A 19,778-nucleotide genomic window follows, 5' to 3' on the forward strand; every position below is an offset into this window, starting at 1 on the left:
TTTATGATTGGCTATTGGCTATAAGGCATTTATCATTGAGAATACCAAAAACTACCTGACTATTGTTTATTCAAAATGATAAAAATCATTGTAATTATTTCTTTCCTGCTGATTTTGGCCAGTTTGGCAAATGCCTTGTATAACTTAATCATACGTAAGCCAGAAGAGCGTTCCAAAAACACCGTTAAGGCTTTAACCGTCCGCATTGGGCTATCTTTGCTACTGTTTATTTTTGTAGCTATCGCCGTTAGCACGGGTCTAATCAAACCGCATGGCATCGGCGCCAAAATCCACGAAAACCGCCTAGCCCAACAAGTCCAGACCACAAAATAAACTCCAAAAAAAAAGCGCTACTGATGCAGCGCTTTTTTTACGGCGTTGGGTAAGCTTATATCATGTAAACAAAAATAAACAAACCCAGCCAAACTACGTCAACAAAATGCCAGTACCAAGCCGCTGCTTCAAAAGCAAAATGGTTTTCTGGTTTAAAATGACCAACCGAGCTTCTGAACAGCACAACAGACAAAATAATGGCACCCACGCAAACATGGAAACCATGGAAGCCTGTCAACATAAAGAAGGTTGAACCGTAAATGCCCGATCCTAAAGTCAATCCCATTTCGCTGTAGGCTTCATGATACTCAACCGCTTGGCAAGCAACGAAGATAAAACCCAACGCAACAGTGGCAATCAAGCCTTTAATCAATTGGTCACGGTGACCCGCCAACAAGCCATGATGCGCCCAAGTACAAGTCACACCACTGGTCAACAGAATTAAAGTATTTAAAAGCGGCAAACCCCATGGGCTCATTGGCTCAAATTCGCCACTGGCTTTACCATCAACAATTTTGCCACCTAAGTGAGCCGGGCCGTTAGTAGGCCAACCTGCTTCGAAAGAAGGCCACAACAATTCTTTTGTAGCTGCGCCGATGCCTTCACCACCCAACCAAGGCACTGACAAATTACGGGTATACCAAAGCGTGCCAAAAAACACGGCAAAGAACATGATCTCTGAAAAGATAAACCACATCATGCCCATACGGTAGGAAATGCCAACTTGCTTGCTGTACATGCCCGTTTCGCTTTCACTTGCCTGTAAAGCAAACCAACCCGTCAACATGACGATAAAAATGGCAAAACCCGCAATCATCATAGTGGGGCCTATTGACGCACCGTTCAGATAATTGGCAAACCCTGCCAGCAGGATGAGCAATCCGCCAGTGGCCAGCACCGGCCAAGTGGCTTTACTCGGAATGTAATAGGCTCCAGGTGTAGACATAAACTTCCTCTCTATTTTTTAAGTGATGTTTCAGTATTATCAAAAAATGTATAAGCCAGCGTAATGGTCTTGTATTGTGCGGGCAGCTCTGGATTGATGACAAACCTCACCGGCATGCTTTTGCCTTCATGAGGATTGAAAGTTTGCTGGGTAAAACAAAAACATTCGGTCTTCTTAAAATACTCAGCCGCCTGCCCTGGCGAGATGCTAGGTATCGCTTGGGCAACCATGTTTTTATCGGTTTTGTTTTCTGCGTAAAAATTGACTGTCACATATTCGCCAGGGTGGACTGTTATTTTTTTCGTCTCAGCCCGAAACACCATGGGTGTGGCCTCATTCAATGACGTCATAAACTCAACCGTAATTTCCCGGCTTTTGTCCACCGTATAAGCAATTTCTTTAACCGCAGTGCCGTTAACTTTCCCGTTCAGCCCTGTAATATCACAGAGAACGTCATAAAGCGGCACCAAAGCGAAACCGAAACCAAACATGGCGACAACCACAATGACCAGATTGCGAACCAGTTTGATATTTTTTTGATTCAGCTCTTCGTTCATTAGGAAATCGCTTTAATAACCGCAACGGCATAAATGCCTATTGCGATTACAAACAACAACACAGCCGTCAATACATTTTTTGTTTTTGTATTCATTGTTCCACCGGATACGTCGCCCAAAGGCAACGTATCAAAGATTTAATTTTAGTGATGTTCTGTTGGAATCACTTCGGGTGGCGTGGTAAAGGTGTGGTACGGAGCCGGTGATGGCAACGTCCATTCCAAACCGTGTTTGTGTGCATCTTCCCACACTTCGTCACTCACTTTTTCGCCTGTTCCACCTCTGATGGTGTCAATGACGATGTACAAGAACAACAATTGGCTAAAGCCAAAAATGAATGCACCAATACTGGAGATCATATTCCAATCAGCAAATTGCACGGCATAGTCTGGAATACGGCGGGGCATACCCGCTAAACCTAAGAAATGTTGCGGGAAGAACAAAATGTTCACGGAGATGACGGACATCCAAAAATGCAGTTGGCCTAGTTTCTCGTTGTACATATGACCGGTCCATTTAGGCAACCAGAAGTAACCTGCCGCCATCAAAATAAAGATGGATGAAGGCACTAGCACGTAATGAAAATGAGCAACGATGAAATAAGTATCATGGTATTGGAAATCAGACGGTGCGATCGACATCATCAGACCCGTGAAACCACCCATGGTAAACAAAACCACGAAGGCGATTGAAAACAGCATCGGCGTTTCAAACGTCATTGAGCCTTTCCACATGGTTGCGGTCCAGTTAAAGACTTTAACGCCTGTCGGTACGGCAATAATCATAGTGGCGTACATGAAATACAACTCACCAGCAATCGGCATACCCACTGTAAACATGTGATGCGCCCAAACGATGAATGACAAGAATGCAATCGAAGCAGTCGCATAAACCATTGAGCTATAACCAAACAATGGCTTACGGGCAAACACGGGGATGATAGTTGAAGCCACACCGAAAGTCGGCAAAATCATAATGTAAACTTCAGGGTGACCGAAGAACCAGAAGATATGCTGATACAACACAGGATCACCGCCGCCAGCCGCGTCGAAGAAGCTGGTTTCAAAGAATTTGTCAGTCAACAACATGGTCACAGCACCGGCAAACACTGGCATAACAGCAATCAGCAAGAAAGCTGTAATCAACCAAGTCCAGACGAACAAAGGCATTTTCATTAAGGTCATGCCGGGGGCACGCATATTGAAGATGGTAGCAATAATGTTGATCGCACCCATGATGGATGAGATACCCAACAAATGCACTGAGAAGATAGCAAACGGCAAGGCTTTACCTGTTTGCAAAACTAACGGCGGATACAATGTCCATCCTGCCGCCGGTGCACCGCCTTCCATGAACAACGTGGTTGCCAACATGCCAATACCGGCAACCAGCATCCAGAAGCTCATATTGTTCATACGGGGTAAAGCCATATCAGGTGCGCCAATCATCATGGGCACCATCCAGTTTGCCAAACCTACAAAACCAGGCATAACCGCGCCAAATACCATCACCAAGGCGTGCATGGTGGTCATGGAATTAAAGAATTGTGGCTGTACAAATTGCAGGCCAGGTTCAAACAGTTCGGCGCGGATCACCAACGCCATGACACCGCCCATAAAAAACATTGCCAAGGCGAAAAACAGATAGAGCGTGCCAATGTCTTTATGGTTGGTGGTGATTATCCATCTTAACAGCCCTTTTTGTGGGCCATGATCGTGATCATCGTGATGATCGTCATGTTCAGCTACAACAGCGGACATAGTTTATACCTCAAAAATATTAGAAAGTGTTTGCAAAGACGGAACGGGCAAAGCCTTATTCGTCATCGTCCTCTTCAGGCGGCAACGCCGCTTGCAATTTTTGGATGGCTGAAGGTTGGACAGCGTCATTGACAGCATTACCCAAACCATTGCGTGTAAAGGTAACCACTGCCGCAAAATCTTTAGCGTTAAGCGAATGACCGAATGCTGGCATCATGCCTTTGCCATTCAACATCAGATCAATTTGTGCGTTGATATCACCTTTAACCACGGCACTGCCTGTTAAAGCAGGGAACGTTGGCGCCATGCCTTGGCCTTCTGCTTGGTGGCAAGAAGCACAGTTGCTAGCGTAAACAGTTTTACCCAAGGCAACCAACTCGTCCTTGCCCATATCAGCAATCGGTTCAACAGGTTTGGTTTCTGCTTTTGCTTCTTTTGGCGCAGCGGCTTTTGCTTCAGCTTTCGCTTCTGATTTTTTTGGCAACAATTCTTGAATAGCTTTAGGTTGGATTTCATCACCTACGCTATTGCCTAAAGCGTTACGGGTATAAGTGATCACTTGCGCCAATTCGTCCGCTTTCAGCATTTTGGCAAACGCAGGCATCGCGCCTTTACCGTTTAATACCAGGTTGGCTTGTGCGTTAATGTCACCTTTAACCACTGCGCTGCCGGTTAAGGCCGGGAATGCACCCGGAACGCCTTTGCCGTCCGGCAAATGGCAAGTTGAACAGTTTTTAGCGTAAATGTCAGCACCTTTGACCACCAAGTCAGCATGGCTTTGATCACTTAAGTCAGAACCTTTTTTCGCTTCTTCGGTGGTCTTTTTAACCCAAGCATCATAGTCGGGCTGATCCATGGCGATCACCACAACCGGCATAAAGCCGTGGTCTTTTCCACATAATTCAGTACATTGGCCGCGATATGTGCCAGGTTTGTCAACCGATGTCCATGCTTCGTTGATGAAGCCAGGAATTGCGTCTTTTTTCCAGCCTAAATCGGGAACCCACCAAGAATGCAATACATCTGCAGCGGTAAAGACGAAACGGATTTTCTTTTTAGTTGGGATAACTAAGGGATGGTCTACATTTAGAAGGTAGTTGGGTACTGAACGAGGGTCGATACCGGAATTTAATTGACGGGCATTATTGCTGGCCTCATCAAGGCTACTGAAGAAATGGATACCGTTGTCAAGGTACTCATATTCCCATTTCCATTGCCAGCCAGTCACTTTGATGGACATATCGGAATCTTGAACATCATCCAACTCCATCAACGTTTTAGTGGCAGGTATCGCCATAGCCACCAAAATAAGGGTCGGGATAATTGTCCAAATAATTTCTACTGTAGTGTTTTCATGGAACTGAGCCGCCTGATGCCCTCTCGACTTACGGTGATGGTAAATCGAATAGAACATAGTTCCGAATACGCCAACGCCTATAAATACGCAAATCCATAGAATCAGCATGTGCAGGTCATAAACGTCATGACTGACTTTGGTGACCCCCTTCATTAAGTTGAGCGTATAGTCCGCGCGTGCTGTCTCAAGGCCGGAAGCCATTAAGATCAGGGTCGCGAATAGATGCTTTTTATTGTTCACTGAGCAGCCCCTTCTTTATAAAAAATAAACCTGTGCGTGCCAATTGGTTGGCAGGCCAAATAAATCGGCAGCCCCTAATTAATAAGCACACATAAACTATGTAATTTTAACCCATGATGCTACGGTACGCCACAAGTCTGTAACAATACCGGAGCAAACACCACCTGAGAAATTGACCTAGGCCAATCAACAAGGAAATCCATCGCTCATAATGCATGATGTGCCACCTGTTTTAAAATGACCCAATAAATTGACAGTGTGCTTCAATAATCGACCAGATATGGAAAAACACCTATCAAGCGCACTTGCGTTGAACTATCAGGCAAATAGAAAATCTTTGCAGGCCACCCACCAAACAATCAACAGGCCCACTTAAAATGCGGATAATCCTAGCTTATACCAGCGTTATATTGCTTTGGTCAACCACACCGCTAGCCATTAAATGGAGTAGCGAAGGCAGCGGCAGTTTATTTGGCGTCACCAGCCGCATGGCAATTGGTACTGTATGCGTGTTGATCTGGCTGCTATCAACCAAGCAACCGCTACCTATGCACCGCAAAGCAAAAATGACTTACTTCGCGGTCGCTTTGCAAATATACGGTGCGATGCTGGCTGTTTACTGGGCAGCGCAGCTAATCCCTACCGGCTGGATTTCGCTAATTTTTGGGTTAACGCCGATCATTACAGCCTTAATGGCAGCCATTGCCTTAAAAGACCAAAAACTGACCGTAGCCAAAATGTTCGCTTATAGCTTGGCAATTTTTGGCATGTGGATAATGTTTGGCACAGCTTTGCAATACAGCGACAAGGCATTGTTTGGTATTGCCAGTGTTTTGTTTTCGGTCACCTTGCATTGCGCCAGCGCGGTTTGGATAAAACAGATCGACGCCAAAATACCCGCCATATCACAAGTGACTGGCGGCCTGTTGATCGCCCTGCCCGCTTACCTATTAACATGGACAATTGCCGACGGGCAATGGCCTGCCAATATCCCAATGGTCAGTTTGGCAGCTATCTTTTACTTAGGCATCGTGGCGACCAGTTTCGGCTTTGCATTGTATTATTACTTGCTGAAGCATCTACAAGCTGGTCAAGTGGCTTTGATTAATTTGGTAACACCGGTCTTGGCATTGATAATTGGTCACCGTATTAACCAAGAACCCTTAACAACCGACATCAGTATCGGTGCAGGACTTATTTTGTCATCGTTGATTTTTCATGAGTTTTTCGACCGGATTAGCAAGCGTAAGCTGATTCGTAAAAATCTGTGAAAAATTACCACAAACCGCATAATTTTTATGCTAGAAGCAATTGAACTACCAATAAAATATTTTGCCCTTGGCTTATTTTTAGTGCTACTATGACTTGCAGTATCAAGATTGAGCCGGCCTTTTTATAAGGTCCGGGAATTGTAAAGCCAGCTAAAATTGGCGTTTTTTAAGTAAGAGTGTCATATGTCAGATCAAGTTGTAGGTACCGTTAAGTGGTTCAATGATGAAAAAGGTTTTGGATTTATTGAGCAAGAAGGTGGCAAAGACGTATTCGTCCACCACAGCGCAATTAACGGCACTGGACGCAAAACCCTGCGTGAAGGCCAAAAAGTGACTATGCAAGTCACCCAAGGTCAAAAAGGCCCGCAAGCTGAGAACGTAACCCCCGCGTAACTATTTCTCGAAAAGAACCCAAAAACCGATCGTTTTTGGGTTCCTTTTAGCGTTTGAGCGATTTCAATATCACAAACTTTGCATTGCTTGCCACCGTGGCAACATTCCCAAACAGCTTTTTTAATATCAGATGATATTGCAAATGCCTGTTACCAATAACCCATAACTCGCCATTTTTTTGCAAAACCCTCTCAGCTTCCTTAAACATACTCAAGGCAATTTGATCGCCAACAGTATTCTGCTGATGGAAAGGTGGGTTACAAAAAATCACATCCGCTGATACTGATGACGTGTTCGTCAAACCATCCGCGATCACAAAATCGGCCTGCCGAAGCCCGCCAAAAGCCCGGTGAAAATTCTCCCGTGCCGACGCAACCGCCATAAACGATTCGTCAATAAATTTCACACTAGCATTTGGATTGCGTTCCGCCGCCAACAAACCCACAACGCCATTGCCACAACCCAAATCGATTATCTTCAAAGGTAATGGCGAACTGGGCAAATGCTGTAAAAAAAACCGCGTCCCAATATCCAAGCTTTCACGGGAAAAGACATTGGCGTGGTTAGTAATCTGATAGCCCGTATTTTCCAAAACATATTCAACGGGATAAGGACTGGACATCACTTTAATGTCAGTATTGTAATTTACGAAAATTAAACGCGCCTTTTTGTAGGCCAACGAAGTGGTTGTCGGGCCAATATGCTTCTCCAACAAACCCCAAACCGATGCCGGCAGCATTTTGACCATGCCCGCCACAACCACTAGCGTCGAAGGTTTTAGCCAAGGACGCAAGCGCAGCAACTCATCCTCCAGCAATGCCAACGTTTTCGGCACTTTAATGAGCAAAACATCGATACCCTCATTCAAAGTCGCCAAGCTATCTACAAACTTTACAGAATCTTCTAAAAAACCATTGCCCTGCAAATTCATTCGGGTCGCTTGTTGCGAAAGGTAAGAGTCGGAAATTGCGATAGGCGAATAGGCTTGCAGAGCCACAGCCAATGCTCCGAAGCTATCGTTAACAATAACAACCCGCTGTGCGTCGACCGGCAAACCCTCTCCAGCCAAATGCTCCAGCAAATATTCATCAGCAGCATCCCAAGCCCTAAGCAATTCTCGCGGGCGCTTGGGTAAACGCACCAAGGCAAATTCGCCTTGCGGCACCTTAAATTGTGAATCTTGATCCTGACCAACCATAAATTTAACGATCAGGCACGTGCCATAAACTTACCGGTTTCGGTATTCACCCTGATGATTTCATCAGTTTCAATATACTCAGGCACCTGCACTTCCAAACCGGTCAACAACCGTGCCGTTTTGGTCCGTGCCGAAGCCGATGATCCTTTAATGGCAGGTGGCGTCTCAACAATCACCAAAACCACCGAGCCTGGCAACTCAATACCCAAGATGGCATCATCTACCAACAATGCAATAATGCCCTCCAAACCTTCCGTCAGATACTCCACCTGCCCTTCCAAATCTTCTTCGCTTAGCGTGTATTGACTGTAATCTTCCATGTTCATAAAAACATAGCTTTCACCGTCTTTGTAGGAATACTGCACTTTTGCCCGCACCAAATCAGTATCCTTAAAAAAATCATCGCCTTTTAAAGACTCATCCAACTTCTGACCAGTTTTAAGATTATTAAAACGCACTTTATAAAGTGTATTTGCACCGCGTGAAGACGGGCTTTTTACATCCACATTTTTTACCACATGTGGCACACCCTCAATCTCCACCACCATACCGCGTTTTAACTCACTTGCTTTTGCCACATGGGCCTCCTGTTGTTTTTATTAAATGATTAAGCAGATTTTCCTATCATTAAAGCTGCTTTTTTTAATCTTGCCCGTTCCGTTTTTTCTGCCAGCTCCAAGGTTTTACGCAAATTTCTGGCCTCAAAACGGCGTTTTGCCAAAGCGGATTTTTCTTGCCGGTCGAGAACAGGCCAATCCGGTGCCGGTTGCATGACAATGCAATCCACCGGACAAGGCGCGATACATAATTCACAGCCGGTACATTCGCTGGCTATGACGGTATGCATTTGCTTAGCCGCGCCCAAAATGGCATCAACCGGACAAACAGCAATACACTTCACGCAACCGATGCAATCTTGCTCAACAATAAAAGCAACCTGCTTGGGCTTATACTCGCCAAATTGCAAATCCAACGGCTTGGCTGGCACACCTAAAAACGCCGCCAAATCGGCAATGCCTTCATTTCCACCGGGCGGACATTGGTTGATGTCCGCACTACCTTCGGCTATCGCTTCAGCGTAAGGCCTGCAACCTTTAAACCCGCATTGCCCACACTGGGTTTGGGGCAACAAGGCATTAATTTGCTCGGCTAAAGGCAAATGATGAAATGAATCGTTTTTCGATAAATCGGGCATAACTCAAATAGGGTAATTACTGACTGGATAAACAATTGCCGATAAACTTCACCGGCTTACACAAGACGATTAGCAGGCCATTATCACAAAAAACAGACCCTTATCGAAAGCAAAGAATGCCAAAATCCGCTTAAATAAAAGCGCAATGCCCGATAAACTGCTGAAAGGCAAACCGCCATCTCCTAGATTTACTTGATGGGTACACAGGCAAGACAACAAAAAAAACTGACAAAACCATTTTCTAAAATCAACATAAACCCTTTACAGAAATAATTAACAGTGTTAACTTAACACCGTAAATTAATTAAAACTATGCCGCCAAAAATAAAAACAACACAAGAACGCGAACTGTTACGCATGACTATCCTCGATGCCGCCCGCAACTTATTTGTCGAGCGCGGCATCGAAGCGGTATCCATGCGTGAAATTGCCAAGCAAATCGGCTACTCGGCAACCACTTTGTACAACTACTTCGCCGATAAAGAAGCCTTGCTGCAAGCCATCTGCGATACCGATTTTTTGGCTTTGGCAACAGGGATGCGGGAGATTATGCAAATCCCCTGCCCTATTTTACGGATTCAGGCCTTGTGCAAAGGCTATGCCCAGTTTGCGCTGCAACACCCAGGTCATTATCGCTTTATGTTCATGACCCCACGCGCACCGTGCAATTTGGAGATTACCGATATAGAACAAGGCAACACCGAGCAAGATGCTTACGCGCAATTGCAGGTGGTCGTGAAAACAGCACTGGACGCTGGTTTGTTTCGGGAAGAATTGCAGGACAGCGAACTGGTCGCGCAAACCATATGGGCAGGTGTGCATGGGGTTTGTTCGCTAGAGATTGCGCTAGGCAATGATGTTTGGATGGAATGGACGGCGATAGAAGCACGGCTTGGCTTGATGCAGGATGTGATGTTACGGGGATTGTTGCGGGAATCTGTTGGAACGATTGCACATTGAAAAATTGAGTAGGGTACGCTGCGTACCTTTCAACATCGCCATCGCCGCTCGCCTGATTAATGGTACGCACAGCGTACCCTACAAGGCCGGAGTTGATGCAGGATGTGATGTTGCTGGAATCTATTGCAGTTACAGCAATTTAACTAAAGCGGCAACCAAACCCGCTTGTGCCAGCAACATCCCTGCAATCCACTTCACCAAATCGAATTTGATGTTGTTGATTTTAGCTTCAAGGCGGAGTTCCAGTTCTCGCAAGTCTTGCTTTGTTGCTAGTTGAGGTTGGCTTGTAATCATCTGATGAATATTCGGCGTTGGAATAAAAAACATGTTTTTTACTCCAACGATATTTAAAAATCAATGTGTTGAAATTTTTGTCGTTCCCAAGCTCCTGCTTCACTGCCATTAAGCTAAGGAAAGAATGATATGAACCAAAGGCTTAAACCGTTCGTGCTGAGCTTGTCGAAGCATGAATGGTTTAAGCCTTGCTCACGGATTTTTCCGTTCATCCTTCGACAAGCTCAGGACGAACGGAAAAATCCTACTACAACCAACCTATCCACCACAGGATACCCCACTATGCGACCACTACATCTCGGCTTACTGGCGTTACCGCTTTTGGTAGCCTGCGACAAACCTGTTGAAGCCCCGCCACCACCGCGTCCGGCGTTAGTCATGAAAATCATAGAAACCGCCACCAACACCGAAATGAGTTTAGTCGGCAGGGTGCAACCGCGTTACGAATCGGCACAAGGTTTCCGCATTAACGGCAAGATTATCGAGCGGCGTGTGGAAGTCGGGGCAAAAGTCAGCAAAGGCCAAGTAATTGCACGGCTAGATGCTACAGATAGCCAATTAAATGTCGCGGCAGCGGCGGCGGAAGTGGCTTCGGCAGAAGCCAGCCACGCCTTGGCGGTTGCGGAAGTGCTACGCCAGCGGCAATTGTTTGCCAAGAAATTCATCTCCGCCTCGGCCTTGGACATCCATGAAGCCGAGCTGAAAGCCTCCAGTGCGCGGTTGGCAAAAGTCAAAGCCCAAGCCAATATTTCCGGCAACCAAAGCCAATACACCACCCTAACCGCCGACCGCGACGGCGTGGTCAGTTTTATCCAAGCCGAACCAGGACAAGTGGTGCAAGCAGGCAGTATCATCGTGAAGATTGCCGACACGCGCACAGTCGATGTGTTAGTGACTGTGCCGGAATCGCGCATGGCGGAAGTAAAGCTAAACGCCCTTGTGTATCTAAAAATGTGGGCTGACCAACAAAAACTGTACACAGGCAAAGTGCGTGAAATAGCCCCCGAAGCCGATCCAGCAACCCGCACGTTTGATGTCCGCATCACGCTGGAAAACGCCGATGCCGCTGTTAAATTCGGCATGACTGCGGGCGTAAAATTCCCCGCACTCGCTACCGAAACCGCTGGCGGCGTGATCGTCCCTAGCCGCGCCGTCACCGCTAGCAATGGCAAAAGCCAAGTGTGGGTGCTGTTGGAAGACCATACCGTCCATGCCCGTGACGTGCAAACAGGCGCATTCCGTGAAGATGGCGTGGTCATCAGCAGCGGCTTAACCACAGGCGAAACCATTGCCGTCGCAGGTGTGCATACCCTCACCGAAAACCAATTGGTGCGTCCGGTTCTGGAGACGCAACCATGAACCCAACACCTGAAACCGAAGCAACTGGATTTAACCTGACCAACTGGGCGTTAAAACACCAAACCTTGGTGTTGTATTTGATGCTGGTCGTCACGCTAGCAGGTCTGTTCTCCTACACCAAACTGGGGCAATCGGAAGATCCGCCATTCACCTTTAAAGTCATGTTGGTTCGCGCCACTTGGCCTGGCGCCAGCGCCGAAGAAATGGCGGCGCAAGTCACTGACAAGCTGGAGAAAAAAATCCAAGAAATCGCCCATTTGGACAAAATCACCAGTTTTTCACGGCCTGGCGAAACCATGATTTTCGTGATGATAAAAGACGACACCATGTCCGATGTCATCCCCGATCTTTGGTATCAAGTGCGGAAAAAAATCGGCGACATCCGTTACACCTTGCCACAGCAACTCGAAAGCCTGACCTTTAACGACGAATTTAGCGACGTGTACGGCAGCATGTACGCACTCACAGGCGATGGCTTTAATTACGCGGATTTGAAAACTCACGCCGAAGCCATTCGCGCTGAATTGTTAATAGTGAAGAACGTCGCCAAAGTTGAATTTTTCGGCGAACAAAAACAGCGGTTGTTCATCGACATTTCCAACGCCAAATTGGTGACGCTAGGCATCAGCACCCCCGTATTGATCCAAACCCTGCAAAACCAAAACGCCATCGTCCGTGGCGGCACTTACGAATCGCCCGACGAACGCATCCGCATTGCCGTCTCAGGCCGTTACCAAAGTATGAACGACTTGCGCGAGTTACGGTTACGCGCCAACGGGCAGGATTTCCGTTTGGGCGATGTCGCCACTGTTTATCGTGGCTACGAAGAACCCGCGCATGACAAAATCCATTTTCAGGGTAAAGAGACCTTGCTCTTGGGCGTGAGCATGACCGAAGGCGGCGACATCATCGAAATGGGCAAGAATCTGGATGTCGCCATGAAGCGCATCAAAGAAAATCTGCTGGTCGGTTTGGAGCTGAACACCGTCACTTCGCAACCGCAAATTGTCGCCCGCTCGGTCAACGATTTTGTCCACTCTTTGGAGGAGGCATTAGTCATTGTCTTGGGCGTAAGCTTGCTGTCTTTAGGCTGGCGCAGTGGCATCGTTGTTGCCATCACCATTCCGGTAGTATTGGCGACTACTTTTGTGTTCATGGAACAGTTTGATATTGGCCTGCATAAAATTTCGCTAGGCGCGTTGATTCTGGCCCTCGGCTTGTTAGTGGACGATGCCATTATCGCCGTGGAAATGATGTCGGCGAAAATGGAACAAGGTTGGGATAGGCTGAAAGCCGCGTCGTTTGCGTACACCTCCACCGCCATGCCGATGCTGACCGGAACACTGGTTACCATCGCGGGCTTTTTGCCAATCGCCACCGCAGCGTCATCGACAGGTGAATACACGCGCTCGATTTTCCAAGTCACGGCAATTTCTTTATTAGTGTCGTGGATTGCGGCGGTAATTTTTGTGCCATATATCGGCTATCACTTGTTGCCAGATTACGGGCAAGCCCCGCAGCCATCCAAATTCGGACGTTGGTTGCGCGCAACGTTTAAGATCAAAGAAAAGCTTACTGAAACCCATCACCACGACATTTACAGCACGCCGTTTTATAAAACCTTCCGCAGCGTAGTCACCGCTTGTGTGCGTTACCGCAAAACCGTAATTGCGATTACCTTGGCGATGTTCGTGTTGGCGATTGTTGGTTTTGGCAAAGTCCAACAACAATTTTTCCCTGACTCGACACGCTTGGAATTGATTGTTGATTTGCGTTTGACCGAAGGCGCGTCGTACACCGCCACCGAAACCGAAACCAAAAAACTGGAAAAATGGTTGTTGGATTGGAACGACAAACACCACGGCATCGATAATTTCGTTGCCTACATCGGTAGCGGTGCGCCGCGTTTTTACCTGCCTTTGGACATCCAACTGGCGCATCGCGGTTTTGGGCAATTGGTGATTTTGAGCAAAACCTTGCCAGACCGTGAAGCCTTGCGGAAAGACCTGTTGACCTTGTTCGACAACGATTTTCCGGCTTTACGCGCCTCGGTGTTGCGTTTGGAAAACGGTCCGCCAGTCGGATTTCCGGTGCAGTTCCGCGTCAATGGCAGCGACATTGGGCAAATCCGCAACGTTTCCCATCAAATCGCCGACATCATGCGCGGCAATCCAAACTTGAGTAACGTGCAGTTAAATTGGGACGAGCCTAGCAAAGTGGTGAAAGTCAGCGTTGACCAAACCAAAGCACGGCTGCTAGGCATCAGCTCCGTGGATATTGCCACGGTGTTGAATGGCGGTATCCAAGAGCAGTACATCACCGAATTTCGCGAAGGCATCGAACGCATTGATTTGGTCGCCCGCGGCCCCGCCGACCAACGCCGCCGTTTGTCGCATTTGCAGGATTTGATGGTGAACACACAAACAGGCGTTGGCGTGCCGCTGGCGCAAATCGCCACCATCAGCTATGAGTTTGAAGAAGGTGTGATCTGGCGACGCAACCGCATTCCGTCGATGACCGTACGCGCCAATTTGAACGGCAATGTGCAAGCGCCGTTGGTTTCAGGCCAAGTCGAAGAAAAACTCGCTGAATTGAAACAGCACTTACCCATCGGCGTAGAGATTGAAACAGGCGGCGCGGTGGAAGAATCCTCCAAAGGCGGCGCATCGGTCGCGGCTGGTTTCCCGCTGTTTTTAATCGTGGTGTTAACCGTGCTGATGATCCAATTGCAAAGCTTTTCGCGGGTGTTGTTGGTGTTCCTAACCGCGCCGCTTGGTTTGATTGGCGTAACTATCGCTTTGCTACTGTTCGACAAACCTTTTGGCTTCGTCGCCATGCTCGGCACCATCGCCTTGTCGGGGATGATTATGCGTAACTCGGTGATTTTGGTTGACCAAATCGACCAAGACCGCGCCAATGGTATAGAACCGTGGCAAGCCGTGGTGGATTCAACCATCCGCCGTTTCCGCCCCATCGTGCTGACCGCCGCCGCCGCGATTTTGGCGATGATCCCGCTCACCCGCAGTGTGTTCTTCGGGCCGATGGCGGTGGCGATTATGGGCGGTTTGGCAGTGGCAACCTTGTTGACGGTGTTGTTCTTGCCTGCTTTGTATGCGGCGTGGTTTCGGGTGGAAATGCCGAAATCGTCGGAATTGTAGAAATCGTATACAGCTCGTTCCCAAGCTCCCGCTTGGGAACGCAGGATAGGAAGCTCTAGCTTCCTATCCCTCGCGAAGCCAGAGCTTCTAAAACGTGAGTTCCCAAGCTGGAGCTTGGGAACTAGCCAATGTTTATATAAAGGTTTACCACTATGCGCCAATCCCTATTACTAATCACCGCCTTGTTTGCCACCACCGCCCTAGCCACACCTGCTAGCTCGGTAAACAAACCGCAATCCTTAATGGACATTTACAACCTCGCGCTCGCGCATGACCCGACGCTGGCCTCGGCCTTAAACGCCAACAAAGCCTCGCAGGAATTAATCGAACAAGCCAAAGCCTTGTACCGTCCGGTGGTGAATTTCAGCGCCGAAGCCAGCGCGGCGCAATCAGATGTCAATTACAAAGGCCGTGGCATTCCCTTCCCTAACGGCGTGCGTTCTTACGAAGGCTACCAAGTCGGCGTGGAAGCGCGGCAGCCGTTGTTCCGCAAAGAGAATCTTGTGCAAATGGAACAATTGCGTACCCAAGTCAGCCAAGCCGATAAGCAACTGCATTTGACCCTGCAAAACCTGATGCTCCGCACCGCGCAAAGTTATTTTGATACCCTGATCGCGCAAGACAAACTGGATTTAATCCGCGCCCAAAAAGCGGCGATTTTAAGCCAGCTCGACCAAGCCAAAACCAATTTTGAAGTCGGCAGCGCCACCATCACCGATAGCAACGAAGCGCAAGCACGGTTTGATTTAATCGTCGCCCAAGAAATCGCCGCGCAAAACGCCTTTGAAATCGCTAAACGCAGCTTGCAAGCCATCATCGGTGAAATGCCGCATTCCTTGGCAAAAGTTCGCGCGGATTTAAAACCCAACGCGCTCAAACAACCTTTAGACGAATGGCTAAAAGTCGCGGCGGACAGCAATTTAAGCATCCAAATCCAACAAGATATGGCAACGCTATCTAGCCAAGAAATCGAACGCAACCAAGCCGCGCACCTGCCCACCGTCGATGCCGTCGCCAGTTACACGCAAACCTCCGCCAACGGCAGCAACTTCGGTTTCGGTAGCGACATCAACACAGGCACCATCGGCGTGGAACTGAACTTGCCGCTCTACCAAGGCGGCGCAACCAGCTCCCGCGTCCGCCAAGCGGTGTTGAACAAACAAAAAGCCCTAGATGACGTCGAACTCGCCCGCCGCCAAACCGAGCTGGACACCCAAACTGCGTATTTGAATTTGAACTCCAGCATCGCCCAAGTCAACGCCTACCAACAAGCCTTAATCAGCAGCCAAAGCCAATTGGATTCCACCCAAACAGGCTACGAAGCCGGCATCCGCACCAGCGTCGACGTGCTAAACGCCCAACAACAATTATTCTCTGCCAAACGGGATTTATTGGCAGCGCGTTATGAGTATTTGCTGAATATTATTCGCTTGAAAGCAGCCGTCGGGGTGATTGGTGACGGGGATTTGGCGGATGTTAATTTGCAGTTGGAGAAGGGGCTGTAAAACGTAATTGTGTTGTTATCGTCTTAAACTCAGTGGCATGGCGGTTTGCTTTGCGAAACCACCCTACAGCATCTTATCTAGTGTAGGGTGGGCAATGCTTTTCTGCCCACCAATCATGCCGCAAAAGGTGGGCAAAAAAGCGCTGCCCACCCTACATGACTATCGCCTATTGCACCCTACGGGCTACCCGGAACGCGATAGCCGACATAATTAGACATAAATCCCCAATCGGTAGAACAAAGTAGGGTGTATAAGCGAAGCGCCATACACCGAATTGTGAATAGACAAAAGCCATGTAGGGTCAATTTATGGCAGGAATGATGACGGGGAGCGGTAAATCCGTTTGCAGTGATTGGCAATTTCGATGTGGTGTATGACGCTTCGCTTATACACCCTACGAGCTTAAACAACAAAAATCACACACTGGTGTTAGCGTATTGCTCTGCGTGGGATTAAAATCGTGAAAGAAAGCTAACCCTCCAACCAATCTCAAAAATGACTTTATGATGATTTCGCCGAGAAAAACCACCTCAACCAAACGGGAAGGCCACTGTTTTGTCGCAGGCACTTTAGTTCACACCCAAGCGGGCCTAAAGCCCATCGAGCAAATTCAGATCGGCGACTACGTGTTGTCCAAACCCGAATCGGGCGACGGCGAACTGAGCTACCAGCGCGTGACCCGAACTTATGAATATGAGGATAGGGAAGTGTATTTCCTGGCTTTCCTTCTTAATAATTCAGATAGGATGCAAATGCATGATCGAGACTATGTTGTTGTGACCGGGGCGCATCCCCTATGGATTAAAACATTTTCAACGCTCGAAGAGCACGGCGAGCAGGTAGACTGGGTACATACCCCCGTGAATGCCTGGATGTCGGTTGAGTCGCTACATACCCTGAAGCGAGAGTATCATGCTAACCGCCGGAAATCGATTCATTTCCGTGGAGTGTTGTCTGATGGAAGAGAAGCACATATACGCTACATCAACCCGATTGCGCGACATCAAGAAAACCCCGATTACGGCACCGTTAAAATTCATCACTGGGGATGGGACGGTTCGGGTCCGGCGGTGCGTTTTGGGGCATCAGGACCAGAAGCGACCGCTTCGCCCAACAAAAGTTCCTATGATTATGCGTGGGGTTCGATAGAGTGCGATTATGACTTGATGGAATCGATGCTGGACTGGCCCGAACACAGTTTAGCCTATCAAGGCTTTCGTCCCATGTGCCGCAACGTTTATAACATTGAGGTCGAACACACGCATAGCTATTTTGTCGGTAAAACCGGTTTATGGGTGCACAACCTCAGCCCGTAGGTTGGAGTGACGTCAGAAACCCCAACAATTGATGTGTCCGGATGTGTTGGGGTTCGTTCCTTTTATGCCGTTGGGTACACCCCAACCTACTATACTGCGTGGGATTAAAATCGTGAAAGAAAGCTAACCCTCCAACCAATCTCAAAAATGACTTTATGATGATTTCGCCGAGAAAAACCATCTCAACCAAACGAGAAGGCAACTGTTTTGTCGCTGGCACTTTAGTTCACACCCAAGCGGGCCTAAAGCCCATCGAGCAAATCCAAGTGGGCGACTACGTGCTGTCCAAACCGGAATCGGGCGACGGCGAATTGAGCTATCAACGGGTAACTCGCACTTATGAATATGAGGATAGGGAGGTGTATTTCTTGGCCTTCCATCCGGTAAATCCAGATGGATTACGAGGACCAGAGCGAGACTATGTTGTGGTGACGGGGGCTCATCCGTTATGGATTAAATCGTTTTCAACCCTCCAAGAGCACGGCGACCGCGTAGACTGGGTACATACACCCGTTAATGCTTGGATGTCGGTTGAGGCACTGTATACCCTGATGCGAGAATATGATGCCGACGGCGGTAAATCGATTGTTTTTAGTGGGCTTATCTCTGATGGAAGAGATGCAAAAATACACGAGATCGGCCCGATTGCGCGGGACCTTGAAAATCCTGATTACGGCACCGTTAAAATTGCCCACTGGCGATGGGATGGTGCTGGCCCGGCAGTGCGGTTTGGGGCTGCTGGACCAGAAGCAACCATTAGAGAAGGACAGGTTATATACGATTACGCTTTTGGATTGATAGATCGCGATTATGACTTGATGGAATCGATGCTGGACTGGCCTGAACACAGTTTAGCCTATCAACTGTTCCATCCGATGCGCCGCAAAGTTTATAACATTGAGGTCGAATACACCCATACCTATTTTGTCGGCACACAGGGTGTTTGGGTATACCAGTACATTCAAAATGCACACGTAGAAATAGAAGAGGATGATTCGTTTGCCAACTTGTGGCAATACGCTTACGACCTTGCTCGCGATAAATTGTGGAATAAGTCGCTGACATATTTTGACCGTGCAATCAATGCAGCAGACGCCTCGTCCGATGACATCGCTACTGCCACCAAAGACAAGGCTGTAACGCTTGCATTTATGGGGCGTACGGCAGAGGCTTTAGCGCTATTCGGCGAAGTGATTGAGCGTTATCAATACTTTAGAACGACTGCTGCGCGGCAAGCAGTCGATAAGGCCTACTACAACAAAGCAGGTATTGCTGAACAAGCGGGCGATGAGGATGAAGCGCTCATTCAACTTGATCATGTCATTACCCGCAATCCAAATTGTTCGGACCTAAAAACCGATCAATTAGTAATTGCTTGCCTAACCCGTAAAGCAAACATCTTGCTTAAAAACAAAAATCAGTTTTCGGATGCAATAGCAACTTTAGATTTAATCGTTGAGCAGTTTGCTTCCTCAGACAACCCGGAAATTGCGGTCAGCGTGATTAATACATTGATGCGAAAAGTATTAGAAATAGTTATGAAAGATCAAACAGAGAACTGGAAAGTACCTGACGAAGATCAAAGTCTTGTATTCTCAACCTTAGATAACGCCATCGCCATTTCAGCCCGCCATCACGACTCAGTCGTTCTACACAGCGGTTGTAGAGCTATCCGATTGAAAGCCAATTTGTTGGACACACTTAACCGTATTGCTGAACGCGATTTAAGCGACACTTGGCTCAACCGTATTTTTGGACCCGATAGAGGCTGGACTGCGAAAAATATGCTCGCATTAGAATCTAATCTCCAGAAACTGGCAAACTTTGTAAACGTCTCAAATTTCACTTAAAACCCCGTCAGGCGCAAAGACGAACGGGCATTGCGCCCTACGAGTTGTTCGGCAGCTTTGATATTGAACTAAAAGTTAACCACGTA

At 47.8% G+C, this 19,778-nt stretch carries 17 protein-coding genes; 9 read left to right on the forward strand and 8 right to left on the reverse strand.

Annotated elements, in window-relative coordinates; genetic code table 11:
- Positions 1–75 precede the first annotated feature (75 nt).
- Entirely contained in the window at positions 76–333 is a 258-nt protein-coding gene (locus tag ACYQ1O_RS08825) for a twin transmembrane helix small protein (RefSeq protein ID WP_459991297.1), read from the forward strand.
- Positions 334–388: 55 nt separating this feature from the next.
- Here the strand turns inward: ACYQ1O_RS08825 and ACYQ1O_RS08830 are convergent, their stop codons facing one another.
- The 4 genes from ACYQ1O_RS08830 to coxB form a co-directional block, all read right to left on the reverse strand.
- Positions 389–1,279, reverse strand: coding sequence for a cytochrome c oxidase subunit 3 (locus ACYQ1O_RS08830; protein WP_459991298.1), 891 nt, complete (start codon positions 1,277–1,279; stop codon positions 389–391).
- A gap of 11 nt (positions 1,280–1,290) precedes the next feature.
- Positions 1,291–1,836: a cytochrome c oxidase assembly protein gene (locus ACYQ1O_RS08835; protein ID WP_459991299.1), complete on the reverse strand. Its 546-nt coding sequence runs from the start codon at positions 1,834–1,836 to the stop codon at positions 1,291–1,293.
- A gap of 143 nt (positions 1,837–1,979) precedes the next feature.
- Entirely contained in the window at positions 1,980–3,596 is a 1,617-nt protein-coding gene (gene ctaD, locus ACYQ1O_RS08840; protein ID WP_459991300.1) for a cytochrome c oxidase subunit I, read from the reverse strand.
- A gap of 55 nt (positions 3,597–3,651) precedes the next feature.
- Entirely contained in the window at positions 3,652–5,193 is a 1,542-nt protein-coding gene (coxB, locus tag ACYQ1O_RS08845; protein ID WP_459991301.1) for a cytochrome c oxidase subunit II, read from the reverse strand.
- A 377-nt stretch (positions 5,194–5,570) separates the two neighbouring features.
- On the opposite strand from coxB, the gene ACYQ1O_RS08850 reads away from it, so the two are divergent.
- Together ACYQ1O_RS08850 and ACYQ1O_RS08855 are read left to right on the forward strand one after the other, a co-directional pair.
- Positions 5,571–6,464, forward strand: coding sequence for a DMT family transporter (locus ACYQ1O_RS08850; protein WP_459991302.1), 894 nt, complete (start codon positions 5,571–5,573; stop codon positions 6,462–6,464).
- Between the two features lie 183 nt (positions 6,465–6,647).
- Positions 6,648–6,857, forward strand: a complete 210-nt coding sequence (locus ACYQ1O_RS08855; RefSeq protein WP_019867332.1) for a cold-shock protein — start codon at positions 6,648–6,650, stop codon at positions 6,855–6,857.
- Between the two features lie 46 nt (positions 6,858–6,903).
- Here the strand turns inward: ACYQ1O_RS08855 and ACYQ1O_RS08860 are convergent, their stop codons facing one another.
- Genes ACYQ1O_RS08860 through rsxB form a run of 3 tightly spaced genes read right to left on the reverse strand, consistent with a single transcriptional unit; the run spans position 6,904 to position 9,250 of the window.
- The gene (locus tag ACYQ1O_RS08860) at positions 6,904–8,055 is read right to left on the reverse strand and encodes a methyltransferase (RefSeq protein ID WP_459991303.1); all 1,152 of its coding nucleotides are present in this window, start codon (positions 8,053–8,055) and stop codon (positions 6,904–6,906) included.
- Between the two features lie 11 nt (positions 8,056–8,066).
- Positions 8,067–8,633: an elongation factor P-like protein EfpL gene (gene efpL, locus ACYQ1O_RS08865; RefSeq protein WP_459991304.1), complete on the reverse strand. Its 567-nt coding sequence runs from the start codon at positions 8,631–8,633 to the stop codon at positions 8,067–8,069.
- 29 nt (positions 8,634–8,662) lie between these two features.
- Positions 8,663–9,250, reverse strand: coding sequence for an electron transport complex subunit RsxB (rsxB, locus tag ACYQ1O_RS08870; RefSeq protein ID WP_459991305.1), 588 nt, complete (start codon positions 9,248–9,250; stop codon positions 8,663–8,665).
- Positions 9,251–9,562: 312 nt separating this feature from the next.
- Here rsxB and ACYQ1O_RS08875 point away from each other — a divergent pair, with 312 nt between their 5' ends.
- Positions 9,563–10,210 (forward strand): TetR/AcrR family transcriptional regulator, encoded by a 648-nt coding sequence (locus tag ACYQ1O_RS08875; RefSeq protein WP_459991306.1) that lies wholly within the window; start codon positions 9,563–9,565, stop codon positions 10,208–10,210.
- Positions 10,211–10,339: 129 nt separating this feature from the next.
- Here ACYQ1O_RS08875 and ACYQ1O_RS08880 read toward each other — a convergent pair whose 3' ends face one another.
- Entirely contained in the window at positions 10,340–10,537 is a 198-nt protein-coding gene (locus ACYQ1O_RS08880; RefSeq protein WP_459991307.1) for a hypothetical protein, read from the reverse strand.
- 249 nt (positions 10,538–10,786) lie between these two features.
- On the opposite strand from ACYQ1O_RS08880, the gene ACYQ1O_RS08885 reads away from it, so the two are divergent.
- From ACYQ1O_RS08885 to ACYQ1O_RS08905, 5 genes are all read left to right on the forward strand, one after another.
- A complete protein-coding gene (locus ACYQ1O_RS08885; RefSeq protein WP_459991308.1) occupies positions 10,787–11,863 on the forward strand; it encodes an efflux RND transporter periplasmic adaptor subunit in 1,077 nt (358 codons plus the stop codon).
- Positions 11,860–15,021: an efflux RND transporter permease subunit gene (locus tag ACYQ1O_RS08890; protein ID WP_459991309.1), complete on the forward strand. Its 3,162-nt coding sequence runs from the start codon at positions 11,860–11,862 to the stop codon at positions 15,019–15,021. Before ACYQ1O_RS08885 ends, ACYQ1O_RS08890 begins: the two co-directional genes overlap by 4 nt.
- Positions 15,022–15,173: 152 nt before the next feature.
- A complete protein-coding gene (locus ACYQ1O_RS08895; RefSeq protein WP_459991310.1) occupies positions 15,174–16,526 on the forward strand; it encodes a TolC family outer membrane protein in 1,353 nt (450 codons plus the stop codon).
- Positions 16,527–17,029: 503 nt separating this feature from the next.
- The gene (locus ACYQ1O_RS08900; RefSeq protein ID WP_459991311.1) at positions 17,030–17,842 is read left to right on the forward strand and encodes a Hint domain-containing protein; all 813 of its coding nucleotides are present in this window, start codon (positions 17,030–17,032) and stop codon (positions 17,840–17,842) included.
- Between the two features lie 155 nt (positions 17,843–17,997).
- Positions 17,998–19,692 (forward strand): hypothetical protein, encoded by a 1,695-nt coding sequence (locus ACYQ1O_RS08905; RefSeq protein ID WP_459991312.1) that lies wholly within the window; start codon positions 17,998–18,000, stop codon positions 19,690–19,692.
- Positions 19,693–19,778 lie beyond the last annotated feature (86 nt).

It is taken from the genome of Methylosoma difficile (assembly GCF_054657615.1).